Source organism: Pseudomonas sp. IT-P74 (genome assembly GCF_949768175.1).
Taxonomy (GTDB): Bacteria; Pseudomonadota; Gammaproteobacteria; order Pseudomonadales; family Pseudomonadaceae; genus Aquipseudomonas.
The window spans coordinates 204063-222480 of sequence record NZ_CATKQD010000001.1; the positions used below are offsets into that span (position 1 = coordinate 204063).

The window sequence follows — 18418 nt, forward strand, 5'->3', positions numbered from 1 at the left end:
GCAAATGGCCTTCGCCCATGAAAGGTCCACGAGAAACGGATTTCGCCTATCAGGCGGTTTATCGATACCTGGTCAGCCTGATCAACGAGTCTGAAGGGGATTCGCGCATCCGCCTGCCGTCGCTGCGGCATCTGGCGGAGCGCCTCAATGTGTCGATCTCGACCATTCAGTACGCTTATTCGCTGCTGGAGAAAGAAGGGCGCGTCTATTCGGTGGCCAAGTCCGGCTACTACGCGTTGCCGGTGTCCTCGATCAACCTGCAAGACAGCGGCAGCGACTTGCTGGAGGCGGTCTATGTCAATGCCAGGCGCCCGGGAATGCTGGTCTTGAGCGCCGATGAGCCGGCGCTGCTGCAGCCGCTAGACAGCCCGTTGTTGCTGCTGGAACGGGAGTTGCTGCGCCAGTATCCCCGCCAGCCGCAGTCGCCTTCGCAACCCTGCGGCGAACTCGAGTTGCGCGCCGCCCTGGCAGCACGCTACACCACGTCGCCCATGCGTTACTGGCACGCCGATGATGTCTACATCGGCGCCGACCTGCGCGGCGTACTGGAAATCCTGATCGCCGTGCTGGGCTTGAAAGACGCCACGGTGGTGGTCGAATCACCGTGCGACTGGACGATCCTGCGTTTGTTTCAAGCCGCTTGCGTACGGGTGATCGAATTGCCTGTGCAAGCCGATGGTGGCCTGGATCCGCAACGTCTGACATTACTGCTCGATACCGAGCCGGTAAGGCTGGTGCTGTTGTCATCGGCCCTGAACATGCCCCGTGGCAGCCTGGCACCTGACGAAAACAGGCAGGCCATTGCCCGGCTGTTGGCCGCGCATGACAGTTGGGTGCTGGAAAACGACTGTTATGGCGAACTCGGATTCGATCTCGGTTGCGTGCGCTTTCGAGACTTGCTGGACCCTGAGCGGCTGATGGTGTTTTCCACATTCGAGAAAATCATCGGTCCGGAAGCGCCCTACGGTTATCTGCTTTCGAGGCATTTGAGCGCTGAACTGCAACGGCACTTTCTACTGCGTTCCTTCCGACTCTCGCCGATTCGCCAGAAGGCCATCGCCCGCTTGTACAGCAGCGGGCGCATCGATCAACACCTGCTGGTACTGCGACGGCTGCTCAAGGAGCGCAAGAGTCAAATGACCCTGCTGTTGCAAGAGCGATTGGGTGATGCCTTGCATTTCGTCGAGCCAGAAGGTGGTGCAACGGTCTGGGCGCGTTCGTTGCGTCGGGTCAATGTCCGTCGTGTCTTCCAGCGTCTGCTGGCGCATCAGGTGGTGATCGCGCCGGGCGAGCTGTTCAGCCTCCACGGCCTGCACGGACAGCACTTGCGCCTGAGCCATACCTTCGGCGGCGAACACAATCTGGCGGCCGCACTGGGACTGCTGGGCGATGCACTGCGCCTGGAATCAATCGAGTGAGTAAGACAAAAAATAACAACCTCCACTGTGTTGGATCGATCCCATCGCGTTGCGGTCAAACTGCCAGTAAACTGCGACCCAATTCCTGAACCACTCTATTCCAGAGGTTTTGCATGACACTCAGTCCTTTTGCGGGTAAACCGGCACCGGCAGAATTGTTGGTCGACATCCCGCGACTGGTAACGGCCTATTACACCGGCCAGCCTGATGCCTCTATTTCCACCCAGCGCGTTGCCTTCGGCACGTCCGGGCACCGCGGCAGCTCGTTCGACTTGAGTTTCAATGAATGGCACGTACTGGCGATCAGCCAGGCGATCTGCCTGTACCGCGAAGCTCAAGGCATCGATGGCCCGCTGTTTGTCGGTATCGACACCCATGCGCTGTCAACGCCGGCAGGCGCCAGCGCCCTCGAAGTGCTGGCGGCCAACGGCGTGACCGTGATGATCGCCGAAGGTGACGAGTACACGCCGACACCGGCCATTTCCCATGCAATTCTCTGCTACAACCGTGGTCGCACCACCGGCCTGGCGGACGGCATTGTCATCACGCCGTCCCACAACCCGCCGCAAAGCGGTGGCTACAAGTACAACCCAACCAACGGCGGTCCGGCCGATACCCACATCACCAAGTGGATCGAAGCCAAGGCCAACGAACTGCTGGCCAACAAGCTCGCCGGCGTCAAGCGCATCAGCTACGAGCAGGCACTGAAGGCCGGCACTACCCATCGTCACGATTACCTCAACACCTATGTCGCCGACCTGATCAACGTGATCGACTTCGACGCCATCCGCGATGCCAAGCTGCGCCTGGGTGTCGATCCACTGGGTGGAGCAGGGGTGCGCTACTGGTCGGCGATTGCCGAGCATTACCGCCTGGACCTGGATGTGGTGAACAAAGAGGTCGACCCGACCTTCCGCTTCATGACTGTCGACTGGGACGGCCAGATCCGCATGGACCCATCGTCCGGCCACGCCATGCAAGGCCTGATCGGCCTGAAAGAACGTTTCGACGTGGCGTTTGCCTGCGATCCGGACCACGACCGCCATGGCATCGTTACGCCCTCCGGTGGTTTGTTGGCGCCGAACAACTACCTGGCCGTTGCCATTGACTATCTGTTCCAGAATCGTCCGCAATGGCGCGCCGATGCCGCCGTGGGTAAAACCGTGGTCAGCAGCGGCCTGATCGATCGCGTGGCCAAGCGCCTGGGTCGTCGCCTGTACGAAGTGCCGGTCGGTTTCAAATGGTTTGCCGACGGCCTGTTCGACGGCTCCCTGGGTTTTGGCGGCGAAGAAAGCGCCGGTGCCTCGTTCCTGCGCAAGGACGGCGGCGTCTGGAGCACCGACAAGGACGGTTTGATTCCGGCGCTGCTGGCCGCCGAGATGACGGCCCGCACCGGCCGCGATCCGAGCCAGGCCTACCGTGCCTTGACCGACGAACTGGGCGAGCCGTTCTCGGTGCGGGTCGACGCCAAGGCCAATCCGGAGCAGAAAGCGCTGTTGAGCAAGCTGTCGCCGCAACAGGTCACCTCGACCCAACTGGCCGGCGAGCCGATCCAGAGCATCCTCAGCCACGCACCGGGCAATGACCAGGCCATTGGCGGCCTCAAGGTCATGACCGAAAACGGCTGGTTCGCGGCGCGTCCGTCGGGCACCGAAGACATCTACAAGATCTACGCCGAAAGCTTTGTCAGCGACGACCACCTCAAGCAACTGGTGGCCGAGGCGCAAACGCTGGTGGATGGCGCGATTTCCTTGTAAGAGCGAGCCTGCTCGCGATGGTCGTCAACGATAACGCTGGCAGCCTGACACCCCGCGGTATTCTCGGGTTTTTCGCGAGCAGGCTCGCTCCTACATTGGACCGCATTCCCCATGTAGGCGCTGGCTTGCCAGCGAAGGCATTTGCACTAAAAAAGGGGCGACCAATACGGTCGCCCCTTTTTTTGCGATTTGCTCAGCGAGTCAAGCCAGATCCACCAGAACAATCTCGCTGTCCTCGATGGCCGTCACCCGCAGCACTTGCTCATCGGCAACCGCGACACCATCTCGAGCTTGTGCACGCAAGCCATTGACTTCAATGACCCCGGTGGCCGGCACCAGGTACGCACGGCGCCCGGTGTCCAAATGGTATTCGGCGGACTCGCCGGCCTTCAGGTTGGCCGCTACCAGCCGGGCATCGGCGCGGATGCGCAGGCTCTGGTCGTCGCCTTCCTTGCCGCTGGCCAGGGTGACAAAACCTTCGCGGTCGCCTTTCGGGAACGGTTTGGCGCCCCAGGACGGGGCCAGGCCGGACTCGTTCGGGATGATCCAGATCTGGAAAATCCTCGTCGGCGTCGCTTCCAGGTTGTACTCGCTGTGGGCGATCCCGGTGCCGGCGCTCATGACCTGGACGTCACCGGCTTCGGTGCGGCCCTTGTTGCCAAGGTTGTCCTGGTGGGTAATGGCGCCTTCACGGACATAGGTGATGATTTCCATGTCCCGGTGCGGGTGTTGCGGGAAACCGGTGCCGGGAGCGATCACGTCGTCGTTCCAGACCCGCAGGTTGCCCCAGTTCATACGCTTGGGATCGTAGTATTCGGCGAACGAAAAATGGTGGTGAGCATCCAGCCAGCCGTGGTGAGCGCCGCCGAGCGAGTTGAAAGGTCTGAGTTCAAGCATGATCGTCTCCAGAAAAGGTTCGTCATGGGGCCAGGTGCCTGAGCCACGAAGCGAGACCGGTGAGTGATGACGGCCATCATCCAACAGGCAACAATCGATAAAAAGCGTAAAAAATGCCGCATTCCAATCGAATTAATTGATGTTAAATTACCTCGAAAGGCTCTCATTCAGCCTTCACTTCATCGTATAAGCCAATGAGCGATAAGCAATTGACTAGAACTCGACGGCAAATGCAGACACCATAGCGCTCAACAGCCTCACACCCTGGAGTCAGTCCGCGTGCCGCAACACACCCCCGATCTTCCGCCTGAACTTCGCCCCCTGGCCGAGATGCCGCTGATCAAGCGATGGCTCGCCCGATTCTTCGGCTACAGCCTGACCCGCCTGCACGCACAGCATCGTGCGTCGTGGTTGCATGGCCAGGCCGACGGTTTTCGCAGCGGTCACAGCGCCGGGGTCGATTACGGCTACAAGGAAGGCAAGCTCGAAGGGCTGGAGGAGGGTCGACAGGTTTTGCTGATCCGTGACTCGCGCAGCACCGAACACCGGCCGCCGAATGTCGATGACCTGCTGTTCGACGATTGGCGCCTGCCGTTGAGCGCCGAGTTGAAGAAACGCATGAAGGCCGATGTCGCCCGGTTGTTGCCCACCCATGCCCAACCCAGCGCCGCACAGTGGAAGATGATCTTCAGCGATACGCCGTCCACCTCGGTGATCGCGGGCGCTGGAGCCGGCAAATCGACCACGCTGGTGCTGCGTATTTTGCTGTTGACTCATTACCTGGGCTTTGAACTGAGTTCGATGACGGTGGTGACCTTCACCCGCGAGTCGCGCAAGGACTTCATCAACAAGCTGATCGAACTGTTTGCGCTCTGGGGCCGTGCGATCAGCTTCAAGGAGGCACGGGATCTGGTGCGCACCTTCCACTCGCGGATCCTGCCGATGGTGCGCAGTCTTCCGGGTTTCGAGCGTTTGCAGGCTTTCGAGAACCTCAGCCTGCGGGCCGCACAGGGTGATGAGGAGGTCGACAGCAATCCATTCGATCTGCGCATCAACGACGCTCAACGCCAACAGCTCAACGCCTGCTATCACCGTCTGCACAGTGACAATGAGCGTTTTCGCGAGCTGATCAAGCCATTGTCCCGGCATGCCCTGCAACTCAAGGAGTTGGAGCGCGATCACCCGGATGTGCAGAAACGCATGGGCGTTACCGAACTGGCGGCCAAGCGCGATGAAGAACTGTGCGACGCCATCGAGGACCTGTGGTTTCGCGCCGGTGCCTGGCCGATCAAGGGCATCGAACCCAATCGTCAGTCGTTCGATATCAACGGTTCGACCTTCCATTGTCACGGCTACATCCCGTCCCTGGATGCCTGGGTGGTGCTGGGGTTCGATCCTCGGGAAAACCCGCAGGTCACGCGACCCAACGCCAAGCTGTCGGTACGCGCAGAGTGGGCAGTCAAACGCACTCTGTTTCAAGCATTCTGCCGTAAACCATTGATATGGCTGGATAGTTACGAGTCATCCAAGCGTATCCTGGCCTCACTGGCTGGCGATGCCAGTGCCGGGCCGGGCTTCGATTACAAGGTCAAGGGCGAGCTTGCTTCTGCGCCGCTGCTCGATTGCTTTGTCGCCGCCGCCGGGTTCATCGAAAACCTCGGGCTGGATGTGCCGAGCGCCGTCGGCCAGATGAGTTTCGCCAAGGACGATCCCGACCGGTTCTTCTTCGAGGCCTTGAGCCTTTACTGGCGGGCGCTGGAAGATCACTTGCTGGATCAGAAACCGCCGATCATGACCTACAACCGGATGTTCGCTCTGTTCAGCGAGCATTCGCCGCAGAACCTCAAGCTACTCGGCGATGAGCTGCTGCGGCCGCTGTCACACCTGATGATCGACGAATTCCAGGATGTCTCGCCGCAGATCGTCTCCTGGATCAGGGCCAGCCTGGCAGAGATCCGCAGTCGCGGGCCGGCCATGCATGTCGGGCGCGGCGCCCAGCGTTCCTCGCTGCTCTGTGTGGGCGATGACTGGCAGTCCATCTATGGTTGGCGCGGCAGTTCGCCGAGCTACTTCATGGAGTTCAACAAGGAGTTCCCGTCCCCGAGCACCACCAAGGTCATGCTCAGCGACAACTACCGCAGCCACCAGCACATCATCGATGCCGCCGAGCACATCGTGCGCGCAGCACCGGCGATTGCCGGGAAGAAAGCCAAGGCCAGCGGTGAACCCAAGGCATTGCTGCCGGTGAACGTCCTCGATCGTGATAACCAGGGCATGGCCCAGCGCCTGATGGAGCATTACCGAAAGGGCGATTCGATCTTGATGCTTTATCGAAAAAGTAGCGATAAGTTATTGATAGAAGAGCATATTCAGTCTGTACTTAATGTTGATTCTAGCTTGCCGCATGAGGCTCGCAGGCTCAAGCAACTGACCTATCACAGCGCCAAGGGCCTCCAGGCCGATGCGGTGTTTTTGTTGGGCGACTGCCAGCATCTGACCAGCTCGCCTTACAAGAATCAGGTTTACCGGATGGCGGGCCTGGGCAAGGCAGGTGACAGCGAACCCTACGACAACGCCCAGAAGGACGAGATCCTGCGGCTGGCCTACGTGGGTATTACCCGCGCTGTCAGCCATTGCTACTGGTACGTCGATGCACAGGACACCCAGGCCGCGAACATGCCCAAGGCCTCTGACCGGATCGGCAAGGGCAAGGCGTTCTTTGTCGATCATCGTAAAAGCCAAACCACTGCCTGACTTCTGTAGGAGCGAACTCGCTCGCGATGGTCGTTAACGATAACGCGGGTGGTCTGATTGAACGCGGCGCCCTCAAATTCATCGCGAGCAAGCTCGCTCCTACAGGTACAGGGAACAGCGCTCAACAAAAAGCCCACTTGAAGTGGGCTTTTTTAACATCTGAGCCTTCAGGCATAACTCCGGAGGGCTTGAGGGGGTACGAAGGCTTCAAGTTCATCCTCCACCGCTTCAATTATCAGTTCTACATCCGCGGCATTCATGACGGTGGCGCACGGAATGCCGGCAATGGCGATCATGGTCTCGCCAGTGGCACGATCAAAAAGACGGGCAATCATGCTGCCCGGCGCGTCCATGCTCGCCTCGAAACCCATGGGATGAAAATGCCAGCGCATCAGCTGGCAGGCGTTTGGAAACGTGACCTTACTGAACCCTTTATTCATGTGTTGCCCGCCTTCATTATCGAGCGCGTCCGTTAGCTCATGGTAGGAGGGAAGAACCTTCATTGGTTCAACCAGTGACAGTTTTTAAAAGTAGCACCCGGATGTGAAAATAATGTGGAGTTTTCAGGTTGTTTGGCGATTGCCAACGTTTTTTTTGATCCAGCTCACGCTTATCGACCATTTGCCGGCACCCGTCACCCTCGGTTTAGTCGTTGAAGACAACGCGCAAGTTGGGCAAGCTCGGTCTTTTGCCGTCGAGATGTTCAATGCACGCCGATGATGATGGCCCGCTGCAAACCCAGGTCACGGGCGGGACGGTCATGCGCTATCACTTGCGCTGGAAGCACCGGGATCTGGACGGCGTCATGGCGCTCTATCACCCTGAAGTCCAGTACAACGATTTCTTCCAGAACAAAATCATGGGCCTGGCCGAATTGCGCGAGTACGTACGCAACAGCATGCCCCGGGATCCGGATGAGGCGCTGGAGCATTCCGACCGCATTCGACTGGACGGCAACACAGCGTTCATTCAGTACCGCATCACCCTGCGCGGCGGTGAAGGACTGGTGTCGTTCCGCGCCAGCGAAGCGATCACCGTCAAGGACGGGCTGATCTGGCGGGTCAATGAATATGCGTCATTGGTGCACGAGCAACCCGGCAGCAAAACGTCCGGCAACCAGCGCCCGGCGGTCAGCCGACTCGGCCTGTCGCCGCGCCAGTTGAGCTTCATGGCCGATGACCTGCAGCAGTATTTCCAGGGTCAACAGCCTTATCTGGACCCGGAGCTCGATCTGCAACGGGTGGCGAAAGAGTGTGGCTACAGCCGCAACCAGATTTCCTACCTGTTGAACCAGGTGCTGGGCCAGAGCTTCTACCGCTACGTCAACCAGGCGCGCCTGCAACATTTGCTTGCAGCGCTGGATGCCGCGACACCACCCGTGCGTATCGACGAACTGGCCTTCGCCGCCGGATTCAATTCGCTGTCGGCGTTCTACAGCTGTTTCCGCCAGCACACCGGCCAGTCCCCCAAGGCCTACGTCAAACAAATTTCTTTGCGTGCACGCGCGCAAGACAGCGCCTGAGCCCACGCACTAGGATCGACGCCATCGAAGTTTGAGTGGCGGAGTCTTGCATGCCGGCGTGGCGCACTATCAGTTTGTGGATGGACCAGCTCGACGAGCCGCTATTGGCGCGTCCGGCGCTGGAGCGGGACCTGGATGTCGACGTGGTGATCATCGGCGCGGGCTACACCGGGCTCTGGACCGCGTACTACCTCAAACAGCACAAACCTGATTTGAGCATCGCCATCGTCGAAGCGCAAACCGCTGGTTTCGGCGCGTCGGGGCGCAATGGTGGCTGGCTGATGGGCAATTTGCTGGGTGAAGATCGCCTGCTGGCCAATCTGCCGGCCGAAGATCGCCGCACCTCTTATGATCTGTTGCACAGCATTCCGGATGAAGTGGAGATCGTCCTCGAACGCGAGGGGATCGACTGTGATTACCGTAAAGGCGGCGTGCTGTATTGCGCAGCACGCTATCCGGAACAGGAGGCCAGCCTGCGTCACTATCTGGACGATCTTCATCGCCAGGGGCTCAACGACAGCCACTATCGCTGGCTGAACCCGGAACAACTGGCGCAACAGATTCGTGTCGCCAAACCTTACGGCGGCATCTACGCGCCGCACGTAGCGACCATTCACCCGGCCAGGCTGGTACGGGGGCTGGCCCGGGCGGTGGAGCGCCTGGGCGTCAGAATCTACGAAAACAGCGCGGTCACCCATTGGCAGTCCGGCAGTCTGCGCACGGCCAAAGCTTCGGTGCGCTGTCGCTGGGTGGTGCCGGCGGTAGAAGGCTACTCCGTGACGCTGCCGCCATTGGGGTGTTACCAGATGCCGGTGCAAAGCCTCATCGTCGCGACCGAGCCCTTGTCGGCGGCCACCTGGGACGAGATCGGCCTGAGTCGTGGCCAGGCGTTCAGCGAGGCCAGTCGCCAGGTCACCTACGGTCAGCGCACCGCCGACAACCGATTGATCTTTGGCGCCCGAGGCGGCTATCAGTTCGCCGGAAAGCTGCGGCACGACTTCGACCTGACCTCTGACGAAATACAGCTGCGGCGCTACCTGTTCGGCGAATTGTTCCCGCAGTTGAAGAACGTGCAGATCACCCATTCCTGGGGCGGCAACCTGGGCATGTCCCGGCATTTCCAGCCGCACATGCTTTGCGATCGGGCCAACGGCATTGCCCTGTCTGGCGGCTATGGCGGGGAGGGCGTCGGCGTTAGCAACCTGGGAGGTCGCACGCTGGCCGACCTGATCCTGGGGCGCGACACCGATCTGGTGCGCCAACCGTGGGTCATCCCCCAGCGCGGCCTCGATGCACTTCGGGCCTGGGAGCCGGAGCCGATCCGCTGGCTCGGCTACAACGCGATCATCCGCAGCTTTGTCCATGAGGACCAGACCCTGGCCAACCCGGCCACTGCGCCCTGGCGGCGCAAGCTGGCCAGCGGGGTGGCTGGTTTCATGGAAGGTTTCATGCACTAAACGCGCTTCTACATCGACAGGTATTCCCATGAGCATCACGCACTTCAAGAACACCGCAACCCTGAAACTGGACGAATCCAATCCGGTCGCCGTGCCCCTGGGTACCCCGGTGGCCGTGGCTTCGACCACCAGCGTCGAACGCGATGACGGTGTCGAGACCGGCGTCTGGGAATGCACCCCGGGACGCTGGCGGCGGCAGATCGTCGCCCAGGAATTCTGTCACTTCATCCAGGGCCGCTGCACCTTCACCCCGGACGGTGGCGAGCCCCTGCACATAGACGCCGGCGACGCACTGATGTTGCCGGCCAACAGCCTCGGCATCTGGGACATCCAGGAAACCGTGCGCAAGACCTACGTTCTGATTTTCTGAATGTTCAATTCTTTGAAATTTGAAAGCTGATCCTTTGATTGCCTGCCAACAAAAAAAACCTACAGGAATCGACTCATGATCCGAAAGACACTGACCCTGGCCCCGCTGTTGCTCGTGGCATCGATCAGCCAGGCCGCCGAAACCGTCAAGATCTACAACTGGTCGGATTACATCGCGCCAGACACCACGAAAAATTTCCAGAAAGAAACCGGCATCGGCTTCACCTACGACGTCTATGACAGCAATGAGACCCTCGATGGCAAGTTGATGACCGGCAAATCCGGCTACGACGTGGTGTTCCCGTCCAACCACTTCATGGCCCGACAGATTGAAGGCGGCGCTTTGAAGAAGCTCGACAAGAGTCAGTTGTCGAACTGGAAAAACCTCAACCCTGTATTGCTCAAGGCATTGCAGACGAACGACCCGGGCAACGAACACGGCTTCCCGTACCTGTGGGGCAGCACCGGCATCGGCTACAACATTGCCAAGGTCAAGGCCGTGCTGGGGGACAACGCCCCGGTGGACTCCTGGGACCTGATCTTCAAGCCCGAGAACATGCAGAAACTGCAGAAGTGCGGCGTGGCCATCCTCGACAACGGCCCCGAGCTGCTACCGGCGGCGTTGAACTACCTCGGATTGCCGCCTCACAGCAAGAACCCGGAAGACTACAAGAAGGCCGAAGCCCTGCTGATGAAAGTGCGGCCGTATGTCAGCTATTTCCACTCGTCCAAGTACACCAGCGACCTGGCCAACGGCGATATCTGCGTCGCAGTCGGTTTCTCCGGCGACATCCTGCAAGCGGAAAACCGCGCCAGGGAAGCCAACAACGGCATCGACATCGGCTACTCGATTCCCAAGGAAGGCGCCGCGATCTGGTTCGATATGGTCGCGATGCCGGCCGACGCTCCGGACGAAAAGGCCGGTTACGCCTTCATGAACTACCTGCTGCGCCCGGACGTCATGGCCAGCGTCAGCAACTACGTGCATTACGCCAATGGCAACGAGACGGCCGACAGTCTGATCGACCCGGCGATCAAAAACGACACCAAGGTTTACCCAAGCCCGGAAATGATGGGCAAGCTGTTTGCCCTGGAAGCCATGCCGCTGAACATCGACCGGGTGCGTACCCGGGTCTGGAACAAGATTCGCACCGGCAGCTAAAGCGGGGGAGCGGCCATCGGGACAGGACGTCCCGATGCCATCGTCTTCAGCCGACCGGCTCGGCTGCACAACTCATCTGGCCTGAGCCGGGTATCTGGAAAAACACGTCATCGTCGATTTGCCAGAAGCTGTAGCTGCCTTTGTAATCCTTGCCCGTGTACCGGGTTCCGGAATTGTCGGGCACCTGATCCAGCGTCACCGAGGTGTTGGCCCATTTCAGGAACACCACGCCCGGTTCGACGGTAAAGAAGGTCGCGGCGACCAATGCGTTAAACCCTGCGCAACGATAAGCCAATGGGCCTTCCGTGAGCCTGCTGGGGTCCTTGGTTCTGGCAATGGCCGAACCCTGGCGCAGTTGGAACGCACGCTCGGCATAACTTCGCACGACGCACGCCCTGGCTTGAGCCCCGCCACCACACTGGTTACGGGACTCAATCCAGAACCGCTGATCGATCTCGACTTTATTCGGGCGCGGCACTGAATGGTCGTCGCTGAGCGCCAGGAGATAAAGGCGATCGAGTTCCAGGTCCATGCGCGCCAGTTGAGGGTCGTGACAGATAAGCTTTTCGGCGGATGCCTGGGGCGTGGCGCAATCGAAACTGGTTTTGTACGTTGGCAAAGGCTTTGGTTTTGCCTTTGTGGCGGCGTCACACAGGCTCGCCGTCACGCACGTGCTGACGGCGAGCACAGAGGCCAGAAGTGGCATGACCATTTTCATTTCGGCGTCACCTGAGTCTTTGCGTGATGCCCGTATTGCAACGCCTGTGTCGAAGCGTTGCACAGTCATTCGGTCGCACGGGGTCTATCGAGTGTAAAGCAGTGCTCGAAACCTGCCACATCGTGCCAGGAGAAACGTCAGTCTTCTTCTTCGCGAATCGTCGCCACTTCATCGGCCCTGACTTTCACCATCGCCCCCGAAATGTCCTCAAACTCAAAGAATCCGTCCTTGGTTTTGGTCTTCGGCATGTCTTTGGTCAGGTATTGAGTGCCGTTCTGCAGCGTCACCACCGTTTGCGTAGAGCAACCGCTCAGCGCCAGCAGGGCCGCTACAGCCAGGGGCAAGCCCAATGTCTTGATGTCCATGATCAACCTCCCGTTCGTTTAAAGCAGCGCCACCAGCCCGAGGCTGTCACTGCACCTCTATGGCGGTTGGTGCCGCCAGGGGGAAGAAAGTTCTACTGCCTTGGGAAAAATCCGTATTGCGCCGCCATTTATCCTTTTCCGATTGCGCCACGCGGCGTGGAACTGGTATCTGTATGCATAACCAGTACCCTCGCCATGGCCCATTTCCCAGTGACCGCAAATCCCCTCGACGATCCGTTCTATTACTTGAACAACTTCATGCAAGTGCTTGATTGGCTTGAGCAGCGTTTTGCCGATGTGCTGAGCGTCGACGAACTGCGTTTCATTAATGAGTTTAAGCGGTTGCCCCGTGAATCGCAGGCACTGCTGGTCAGAATGGTCATGCGCAAGGGCGTTCACTTCAGGGCGAGCAAACTGCATTACGAGGAAATCGGCGATACCGGCAGCGCCGTCGGGCCGCTGTTAGCGCTTGGTTGGGTCGATGAGCAAATGCCATTGGCGGTCGAAGCGCTGTTTGAGGTGCTGCTCAAGGGGGAAGTCCTCCAGGCCTTTGGCCCGGCGATCGATCAACCCAGAGGCAAGAAAGCCGATTGGTTGCCGGCGCTGTGCGAACAGTTTCCCCAAGTGCAAAGCTTCAATGATTGGTGCCCGACCCTGGACGAGCGTCTGTTCAGTCTGACCATCATGCAATTGTGCGATCGCCTGCGCCTGATGTTTTTCGGCAACCTGTATCAGGACTGGTCGGAGTTCGTGTTGGCCGACCTCGGTATCTACACCTACGAAAAAGTCGAATTCTGCACCGAATCCCGTGGCTTGCGCAGCCGCGAAGACGTGGATGCCTGCATCCTCCTGCACGGGTACCAGCAACAATTCGAGGCCGGTGAAGCGCTGGTAGAGGTGGCCGAACGGATCAAGGAGCTGACGCTGGACAATCCGTGGTTGCAACGCCGGCGCGGCAAGCTGCTGTTCCAGATGGCCCAGTACTGCGAACGCATCGCGGATTTCTCCATGGCCCTGAGCCTGTACCGCGAATGCGCTTATCCCGGCGCGCGGGCGCGGCTCATCCGCGTGCTGGAACGCAGCGGCCAGTTCGAGCAGGCCATGGACCTGGCCGAGCAGGCCGAACAGGCACCGGAAAGCGCCGCCGAACGCCAGCAATTACTCCGCGTGCTGCCACGCCTGCGGCGCAAGCTTGGCGGGCCGCCCATCAAGCGGGCAGCGCCTCGGGAAATGCAGCGTCTGGACCTGCAATTACCCCGGACAGACCCTGCGTTATCGGTGGAGTTCTACGTTCAGGCACACCTTGCGCAAGAGTCGGCGCCGGTGCACTACGTCGAAAACAGCCTGGTCAATTCACTGTTTGGCCTGCTGTGCTGGCCGGCGATTTTCGCGCCTTTGCCGGGTGCGTTTTTTCACCCGTTCCAGCGCGGGCCGGTGGATCTGCTCAGCGAAGACTTCCAGGTCCGCCGGGCCGAACTGTTTCAGGCTTGCCTGGCCGAACTCGACGACGGGCGCTACCGGCAGACCATCCGCGAACGTTATGCCGCCAAGTGGGGCGTGCAGTCGCCGTTCGTGTTCTGGAGCGTGCTCAGCGAAGCGTTGCTGGAGCAAGCCCTCGATTGCCTCCCGGCCGAGCACCTCAAGCACTGGTTCAATCGCCTCTTGCTGGACATCAAGGCCAATCGCGCCGGCATGCCGGACCTGATCCAGTTCTGGCCGCAGCAAAAGACCTACCGCATGATCGAAGTCAAAGGCCCGGGCGATCGCCTGCAGGACAACCAGCTGCGCTGGTTGGAGTTCTGCCATGAACACCAGATGCCCATCGCCGTCTGTTACGTGCAATGGGCGGAGCAGGGCGATTGAGCTATAGCATTGCGGTGCGGGCGCTGTGCGAGTTCACCGCCAAGGTCGGCGATCTCGACCTGCGCTTCACACCGTCACCGACCGCGCTGGAAGGTATCGTCGGTCACCGCACCGTGGCCTCGCGACGCAGCGAGGGTTACCAAAGCGAAGTCGCCCTCGAGGGCCAGTATCAGACCTTGACGGTCAAGGGCAGGGCGGATGGTTATGACCCCGGGCAAAACTGCCTGGAGGAGGTCAAGACCTACCGCGGCGACCTGAGCAAACAACCGGCCAACCACCGTCAATTGCATTGGGCCCAGGTGAAAATCTACGGCTGGTTGATGTGCCGCAAACTGGATCTGGCACGGATCAATCTGGCACTGGTGTATTTCGATATCGTCAGCGAAAAGGAGACCTGCCTGGTCGAGCTTTTCGAAGCCACCGAGCTGCAACCATTCTTCGAACGGCATTGCGCGCGGTTCCTGCAATGGGCCGAGCAGGAAGTCGCCCATCGAGAAGGGCGCAATCGGGCCGCGCAGGGCCTGGCCTTTCCCCATGCCGGTTTTCGACCGGGGCAGCGCCATCTGGCCGAGTCGGTGTTCAAGGCCGTCAGCACGGGGCGCTGCCTGATGGCCCAGGCGCCCACGGGCATCGGCAAGACCCTGGGCACCTTGTTTCCCATGCTCAAGGCGCTGGCGCCGCAGCAACTGGACAAGGTGTTCTTCCTCACGGCGAAAACCCCGGGGCGGCAACTGGCCCTGGACGCCGCGCAAGTGATTCTTTCCAGCGTCGATGCGCCACCGTTGCGGGTGCTGGAGATGATCGCCCGGGACAAGGTCTGCGAACACCCGGACAAAGCCTGCCACGGCGAGTCCTGCCCACTGGCCCGGGGCTTCTACGATCGCCTGCCCGCCGCTCGGCAGGCGGCCAGCCAGATGAGCCTGTTGAACCAGAGCATCTTGCGCGAGATTGCCCTGGCGCACGATGTCTGCCCGTATTACCTGAGCCAGGAAATGGCGCGTTGGGCCGACGTGGTGGTTGCCGACTACAACTATTACTTCGATTTCAGCGCGCTGCTGTTCGGTCTGGCCCAGGCCAACAACTGGAAGGTCGCGGTGCTGGTGGACGAAGCCCACAACCTGGTGGAGCGCGGCCGGCAGATGTACAGCGCCAGCCTCGATCAGGCGACCTTCAACGGCGTGCGCAAAACCGCGCCTGAAGTGCTGAAAAAACCGATGCAGCGGGTCAACCGCGAGTGGAATGCCCTGCATAACGGGCAAACCGGCGCCTATCAGGCCTATGACAAGGCGCCGGAAAAGCTGCTTCAGGCTCTGTCATCGTGCAGCGCCAGCATCGGTGACTACCTCAACGATCACCCTCAAGGCCTGGACAGCACGCTCCAGGGGTTTTACTTCGACATGCTGCACTTTTGCCGGATCGCCGAACTGTTCGATGAGCAGTTCCTGTTCGACATCAGCAAGCGCGACCTGGAGCGCCAGCGCAACCTCTCGCAACTGTGCCTGCGCAATGTGGTCCCCGCCGGGTTCATCCGCCCACGCCTGACCGCCGCGCGTAGCACGGTGCTGTTTTCCGCGACCCTCAGCCCGCGGCACTATTACGCCGATTTACTGGGAACACCGGCGGACACCGTGTGCATCGACGTCGAGTCGCCGTTTCACGCCGATCAACTGCAAGTGCACATCGTCGACCAGATCTCCACGCGGTTCGTGCATCGCCAGTCGTCTCTTGAGCCGATCGTGGACTTGATCGCCAGACAGTTCTGCGAACGCCCCGGCAATTACCTGGCGTTTTTCAGCAGTTTCGATTATTTGCAGCAGGTGGCGCAGTTGCTGGCCGAGAAACATCCGCACATCAGTCTGTGGTCACAGTCCCGAGGGATGGGCGAAGCGCAGCGCCAGCAGTTTCTCGACCGGTTCCACGCCGACGGCCAGGGCATCGGTTTTGCGGTGCTGGGTGGGGCCTTCGGTGAAGGCATCGATTTGCCCGGCGCCAGATTGATCGGCGCGTTTATCGCCACGCTGGGGCTGGCGCAGCTCAATCCGGTGAACGAGCAACTGAAACGGCGCATGGCCGCGATTTTCGGTGCCGGTTATGACTACACCTATCTTTATCCCGGTGTGCAGAAAGTGGTACAGGCCGCTGGACGGGTGATCCGTACGCAACAGGATCAAGGGGTGGTGATGTTGATCGACGACCGTTTTGGCGAGAGCAAGGTCAGGCAGTTGCTGCCGCGTTGGTGGGCGTTTCAAAATCCCGGCATGACGCATACTCCAAACCAGCGCTGCGGGCCATTGAGCAGCACCCCCCCAAGGCCTCAGCCAGACACTCAACGGGCGAATCACGGCGAACAGCACCAACGCGACCCGCAGCGCCCGCCAATCCCCGTGTGCGATCAGCACAATACCGACGCAGGTAAGACGATGTGAGCGCCAGGGTCAGCAACACGGTCCCCTGCACCGCCACCCAGGCAGTAAAGTTCATCAACCGATGGTGGCGCGCAAGTACTCGGGGGTTAGCACGTTGAACCACATCAGGATCATCGTTACCAGAATGGTTACCAGCACCAATAACCCGACAGCCCAGACGCACGCGGCATTGAGCAAGCCCTGTTCCTTGCGCTCATGCATGAAAGTCGGCAGCCCGATGAACAGCAGGAACGTCGAATAAACCGAAGCCGTCGCCAGTACGATGATCGCAAGCCAGCGACTGGGGTACAGACCTGCAATACCTGCGATGAAGAAAGGCGTTGCGGTGTAAGCCGCGAAACCGATGCACTGGTTGATTGTCGGCCTGGCTTCGAAAGCGCGGGACATCCAGCGGATGAACGCGCCCATCACGGCGATACCGCCAATGATGGTCAGGTACAGCAACGCACTCAGTTGCAGTGCGCTGTGGGTGCTGAGCCGTACCGTTTCGTTTTCCGCCAGGCTCCAGCCGACGTAAGTCGTACCGATGAACAGGCACGTGGCGGGAATCAGGGCCAATAGCAGCAAATGAGCCAGGTAGTGGCGCGGATGGGCTTCCTCTTCCTTGCGAATATCCGTCCAGGCGAAGTTCGGTTGAGTGAACAGTTTGACGATAGGTGCGGACATGACGACCTCCAGGTATCAGGATCTATACGTTGTGGAGCACTGGAGGTCGTCGCGGGTTCAACTTTTCAACGGCGTCACAGTATCGGTTTGCCACCGGTAACGCCGTAACGCTGGCCCGTGATGTAGCTGGCTTCATCCGAGGCCAGCAGCACGTAGATCGGTGCGACTTCCACGGGTTGACCAGGGCGGCCGAGTGCGGTGTTGGCACCGAAGTTTTCTACCTTTTCATCGGTCATCGTCGAGACGATCAGGGGTGTCCAGATCGGCCCCGGCGCGACGCTGTTGACCCGGATATTCCTGGGCCCCAGCAACTGACCGAGGCCGGCGCTGAAGTTGGCGATTGCGCCCTTGGTGGTGGCATAAGCCAACAGGGACGGATTGGGCAAGTCGGAATTGACGGAGCTGGTGTTGATGATCGAGCCGCCAGGTCTCATGTGTTTCAGGGCCGCCTGGCAAATCCTGAAGATGGCGGTGATGTTGACGTCGAAGGTCATCACCCATTCATCATCCGAAATGTCTTCGAGGCTGTCGTGAGTCATCTGGAATGCGGCGTTGTTGACCAGCACATCGATGCGACCGAAGCGCTCGGCGGTTTTTTCCACCAGGGCCCGGCAGTGCGCCTTCTGCGCCACGTCCCCCGGCAGCAGCAGGCATTGGCGACCTGCCAGCTCGATCCAGCGAGCGGTTTGCCTGGCGTCCTCATGTTCATTGAGGTAGGCGAGCGCCACATCGGCGCCTTCACGGGCGAAGGCAATGGCGACCGCACGGCCGATGCCGCTGTCGCCGCCGGTGATCAGGGCGATTTTGCCGACCAGACGATCGGAACCCTTATAGGAGTGCTCGCCACAATCAGGCACGGGATCCATTGGGTGCTGAACGCCGGGGACCGCTTGATGCTGCTTGGGGAAGGGTGGTTTGGGATAGTCGTTCATCATCGATCTCCGATCTCAAGGCTAAGGCGTCAGAGGGTTGACCCTGAGGTTTTAGCTGGAGTTCGGTTGGATTTTTGATGCCCCGGTCGCTGTAGGAGCGAGCCTGCTCCCA

General features: G+C 60.1%; 15 protein-coding genes. 9 read left to right on the forward strand and 6 right to left on the reverse strand.

Going from position 1 to position 18418, the window contains the following annotated elements:
- The first annotated feature begins 17 nt into the window (after window positions 1-17).
- A complete protein-coding gene (locus tag ACM6J5_RS00970) occupies window positions 18-1418 on the forward strand; it encodes a PLP-dependent aminotransferase family protein (RefSeq protein WP_095942186.1) in 1401 nt (466 codons plus the stop codon).
- A 113-nt stretch (window positions 1419-1531) separates the two neighbouring features.
- Window positions 1532-3175 carry a phosphoglucomutase (alpha-D-glucose-1,6-bisphosphate-dependent) gene (gene pgm / locus ACM6J5_RS00975; RefSeq protein ID WP_414927596.1) on the forward strand — a complete coding sequence of 548 codons (1644 nt, stop codon included), beginning with the start codon at window positions 1532-1534 and terminating at the stop codon, window positions 3173-3175.
- A 201-nt stretch (window positions 3176-3376) separates the two neighbouring features.
- Here pgm and ACM6J5_RS00980 read toward each other — a convergent pair whose 3' ends face one another.
- Window positions 3377-4072: a pirin family protein gene (locus tag ACM6J5_RS00980; RefSeq protein ID WP_414927597.1), complete on the reverse strand. Its 696-nt coding sequence runs from the start codon at window positions 4070-4072 to the stop codon at window positions 3377-3379.
- 279 nt (window positions 4073-4351) lie between these two features.
- Between ACM6J5_RS00980 and ACM6J5_RS00985 the strand changes: the two genes are divergently transcribed.
- The gene (locus tag ACM6J5_RS00985; RefSeq protein ID WP_414927598.1) at window positions 4352-6826 is read left to right on the forward strand and encodes a UvrD-helicase domain-containing protein; all 2475 of its coding nucleotides are present in this window, start codon (window positions 4352-4354) and stop codon (window positions 6824-6826) included.
- Between the two features lie 167 nt (window positions 6827-6993).
- Here the strand turns inward: ACM6J5_RS00985 and ACM6J5_RS00990 are convergent, their stop codons facing one another.
- On the reverse strand, window positions 6994-7266 hold the full coding sequence (locus ACM6J5_RS00990) for a DUF1652 domain-containing protein (RefSeq protein ID WP_095942234.1): 273 nt from the start codon (window positions 7264-7266) through the stop codon (window positions 6994-6996).
- Between the two features lie 266 nt (window positions 7267-7532).
- On the opposite strand from ACM6J5_RS00990, the gene ACM6J5_RS00995 reads away from it, so the two are divergent.
- The 4 genes from ACM6J5_RS00995 to ACM6J5_RS01010 all read left to right on the forward strand — a co-directional run bounded on the left by ACM6J5_RS00995 (window position 7533) and on the right by ACM6J5_RS01010 (window position 11336).
- Window positions 7533-8348: a helix-turn-helix domain-containing protein gene (locus ACM6J5_RS00995; RefSeq protein ID WP_414927599.1), complete on the forward strand. Its 816-nt coding sequence runs from the start codon at window positions 7533-7535 to the stop codon at window positions 8346-8348.
- 50 nt (window positions 8349-8398) lie between these two features.
- Entirely contained in the window at window positions 8399-9805 is a 1407-nt protein-coding gene (locus ACM6J5_RS01000) for an NAD(P)/FAD-dependent oxidoreductase (RefSeq protein ID WP_414927600.1), read from the forward strand.
- Between the two features lie 28 nt (window positions 9806-9833).
- A complete protein-coding gene (locus tag ACM6J5_RS01005; RefSeq protein WP_095942179.1) occupies window positions 9834-10175 on the forward strand; it encodes a cupin domain-containing protein in 342 nt (113 codons plus the stop codon).
- Window positions 10176-10250: 75 nt separating this feature from the next.
- A complete protein-coding gene (locus tag ACM6J5_RS01010; RefSeq protein WP_414927601.1) occupies window positions 10251-11336 on the forward strand; it encodes a polyamine ABC transporter substrate-binding protein in 1086 nt (361 codons plus the stop codon).
- Window positions 11337-11382: 46 nt separating this feature from the next.
- Here the strand turns inward: ACM6J5_RS01010 and ACM6J5_RS01015 are convergent, their stop codons facing one another.
- Window positions 11383-12054 (reverse strand): MliC family protein, encoded by a 672-nt coding sequence (locus ACM6J5_RS01015; protein ID WP_095942177.1) that lies wholly within the window; start codon window positions 12052-12054, stop codon window positions 11383-11385.
- A gap of 137 nt (window positions 12055-12191) precedes the next feature.
- Window positions 12192-12419, reverse strand: coding sequence for a YgdI/YgdR family lipoprotein (locus tag ACM6J5_RS01020; protein ID WP_095942176.1), 228 nt, complete (start codon window positions 12417-12419; stop codon window positions 12192-12194).
- 195 nt (window positions 12420-12614) lie between these two features.
- On the opposite strand from ACM6J5_RS01020, the gene ACM6J5_RS01025 reads away from it, so the two are divergent.
- Window positions 12615-14282, forward strand: coding sequence for a VRR-NUC domain-containing protein (locus ACM6J5_RS01025; RefSeq protein ID WP_414927602.1), 1668 nt, complete (start codon window positions 12615-12617; stop codon window positions 14280-14282).
- On the forward strand, window positions 14279-16708 hold the full coding sequence (locus ACM6J5_RS01030; protein ID WP_414927603.1) for an ATP-dependent DNA helicase: 2430 nt from the start codon (window positions 14279-14281) through the stop codon (window positions 16706-16708). Before ACM6J5_RS01025 ends, ACM6J5_RS01030 begins: the two co-directional genes overlap by 4 nt.
- Window positions 16709-16762: 54 nt before the next feature.
- On the opposite strand, the gene ACM6J5_RS01035 is transcribed toward ACM6J5_RS01030, so the two are convergent.
- Window positions 16763-17374, reverse strand: a complete 612-nt coding sequence (locus ACM6J5_RS01035; protein WP_414927604.1) for a Yip1 family protein — start codon at window positions 17372-17374, stop codon at window positions 16763-16765.
- A 74-nt stretch (window positions 17375-17448) separates the two neighbouring features.
- The gene (locus ACM6J5_RS01040; RefSeq protein WP_414927605.1) at window positions 17449-18306 is read right to left on the reverse strand and encodes a glucose 1-dehydrogenase; all 858 of its coding nucleotides are present in this window, start codon (window positions 18304-18306) and stop codon (window positions 17449-17451) included.
- Between the last annotated feature and the right edge of the window lie 112 nt (window positions 18307-18418).

What these genes read in the sequence shown, in the direction of transcription:
- ACM6J5_RS00970 (WP_095942186.1), top strand. Translation starts at nt 18, where the DNA reads ATGAAAGGTCCACGAGAAACGGATTTCGCCTATCAGGCGGTTTATCGA.
- pgm (WP_414927596.1), top strand. Translation starts at nt 1,532, where the DNA reads ATGACACTCAGTCCTTTTGCGGGTAAACCGGCACCGGCAGAATTGTTG.
- ACM6J5_RS00980 (WP_414927597.1), bottom strand. Translation starts at nt 4,072, where the DNA reads ATGCTTGAACTCAGACCTTTCAACTCGCTCGGCGGCGCTCACCACGGC.
- ACM6J5_RS00990 (WP_095942234.1), bottom strand. Translation starts at nt 7,266, where the DNA reads ATGAATAAAGGGTTCAGTAAGGTCACGTTTCCAAACGCCTGCCAGCTG.
- ACM6J5_RS00995 (WP_414927599.1), top strand. Translation starts at nt 7,533, where the DNA reads ATGCACGCCGATGATGATGGCCCGCTGCAAACCCAGGTCACGGGCGGG.
- ACM6J5_RS01000 (WP_414927600.1), top strand. Translation starts at nt 8,399, where the DNA reads ATGCCGGCGTGGCGCACTATCAGTTTGTGGATGGACCAGCTCGACGAG.
- ACM6J5_RS01005 (WP_095942179.1), top strand. Translation starts at nt 9,834, where the DNA reads ATGAGCATCACGCACTTCAAGAACACCGCAACCCTGAAACTGGACGAA.
- ACM6J5_RS01010 (WP_414927601.1), top strand. Translation starts at nt 10,251, where the DNA reads ATGATCCGAAAGACACTGACCCTGGCCCCGCTGTTGCTCGTGGCATCG.
- ACM6J5_RS01015 (WP_095942177.1), bottom strand. Translation starts at nt 12,054, where the DNA reads ATGAAAATGGTCATGCCACTTCTGGCCTCTGTGCTCGCCGTCAGCACG.
- ACM6J5_RS01020 (WP_095942176.1), bottom strand. Translation starts at nt 12,419, where the DNA reads ATGGACATCAAGACATTGGGCTTGCCCCTGGCTGTAGCGGCCCTGCTG.
- ACM6J5_RS01025 (WP_414927602.1), top strand. Translation starts at nt 12,615, where the DNA reads ATGGCCCATTTCCCAGTGACCGCAAATCCCCTCGACGATCCGTTCTAT.
- ACM6J5_RS01035 (WP_414927604.1), bottom strand. Translation starts at nt 17,374, where the DNA reads ATGTCCGCACCTATCGTCAAACTGTTCACTCAACCGAACTTCGCCTGG.
- ACM6J5_RS01040 (WP_414927605.1), bottom strand. Translation starts at nt 18,306, where the DNA reads ATGAACGACTATCCCAAACCACCCTTCCCCAAGCAGCATCAAGCGGTC.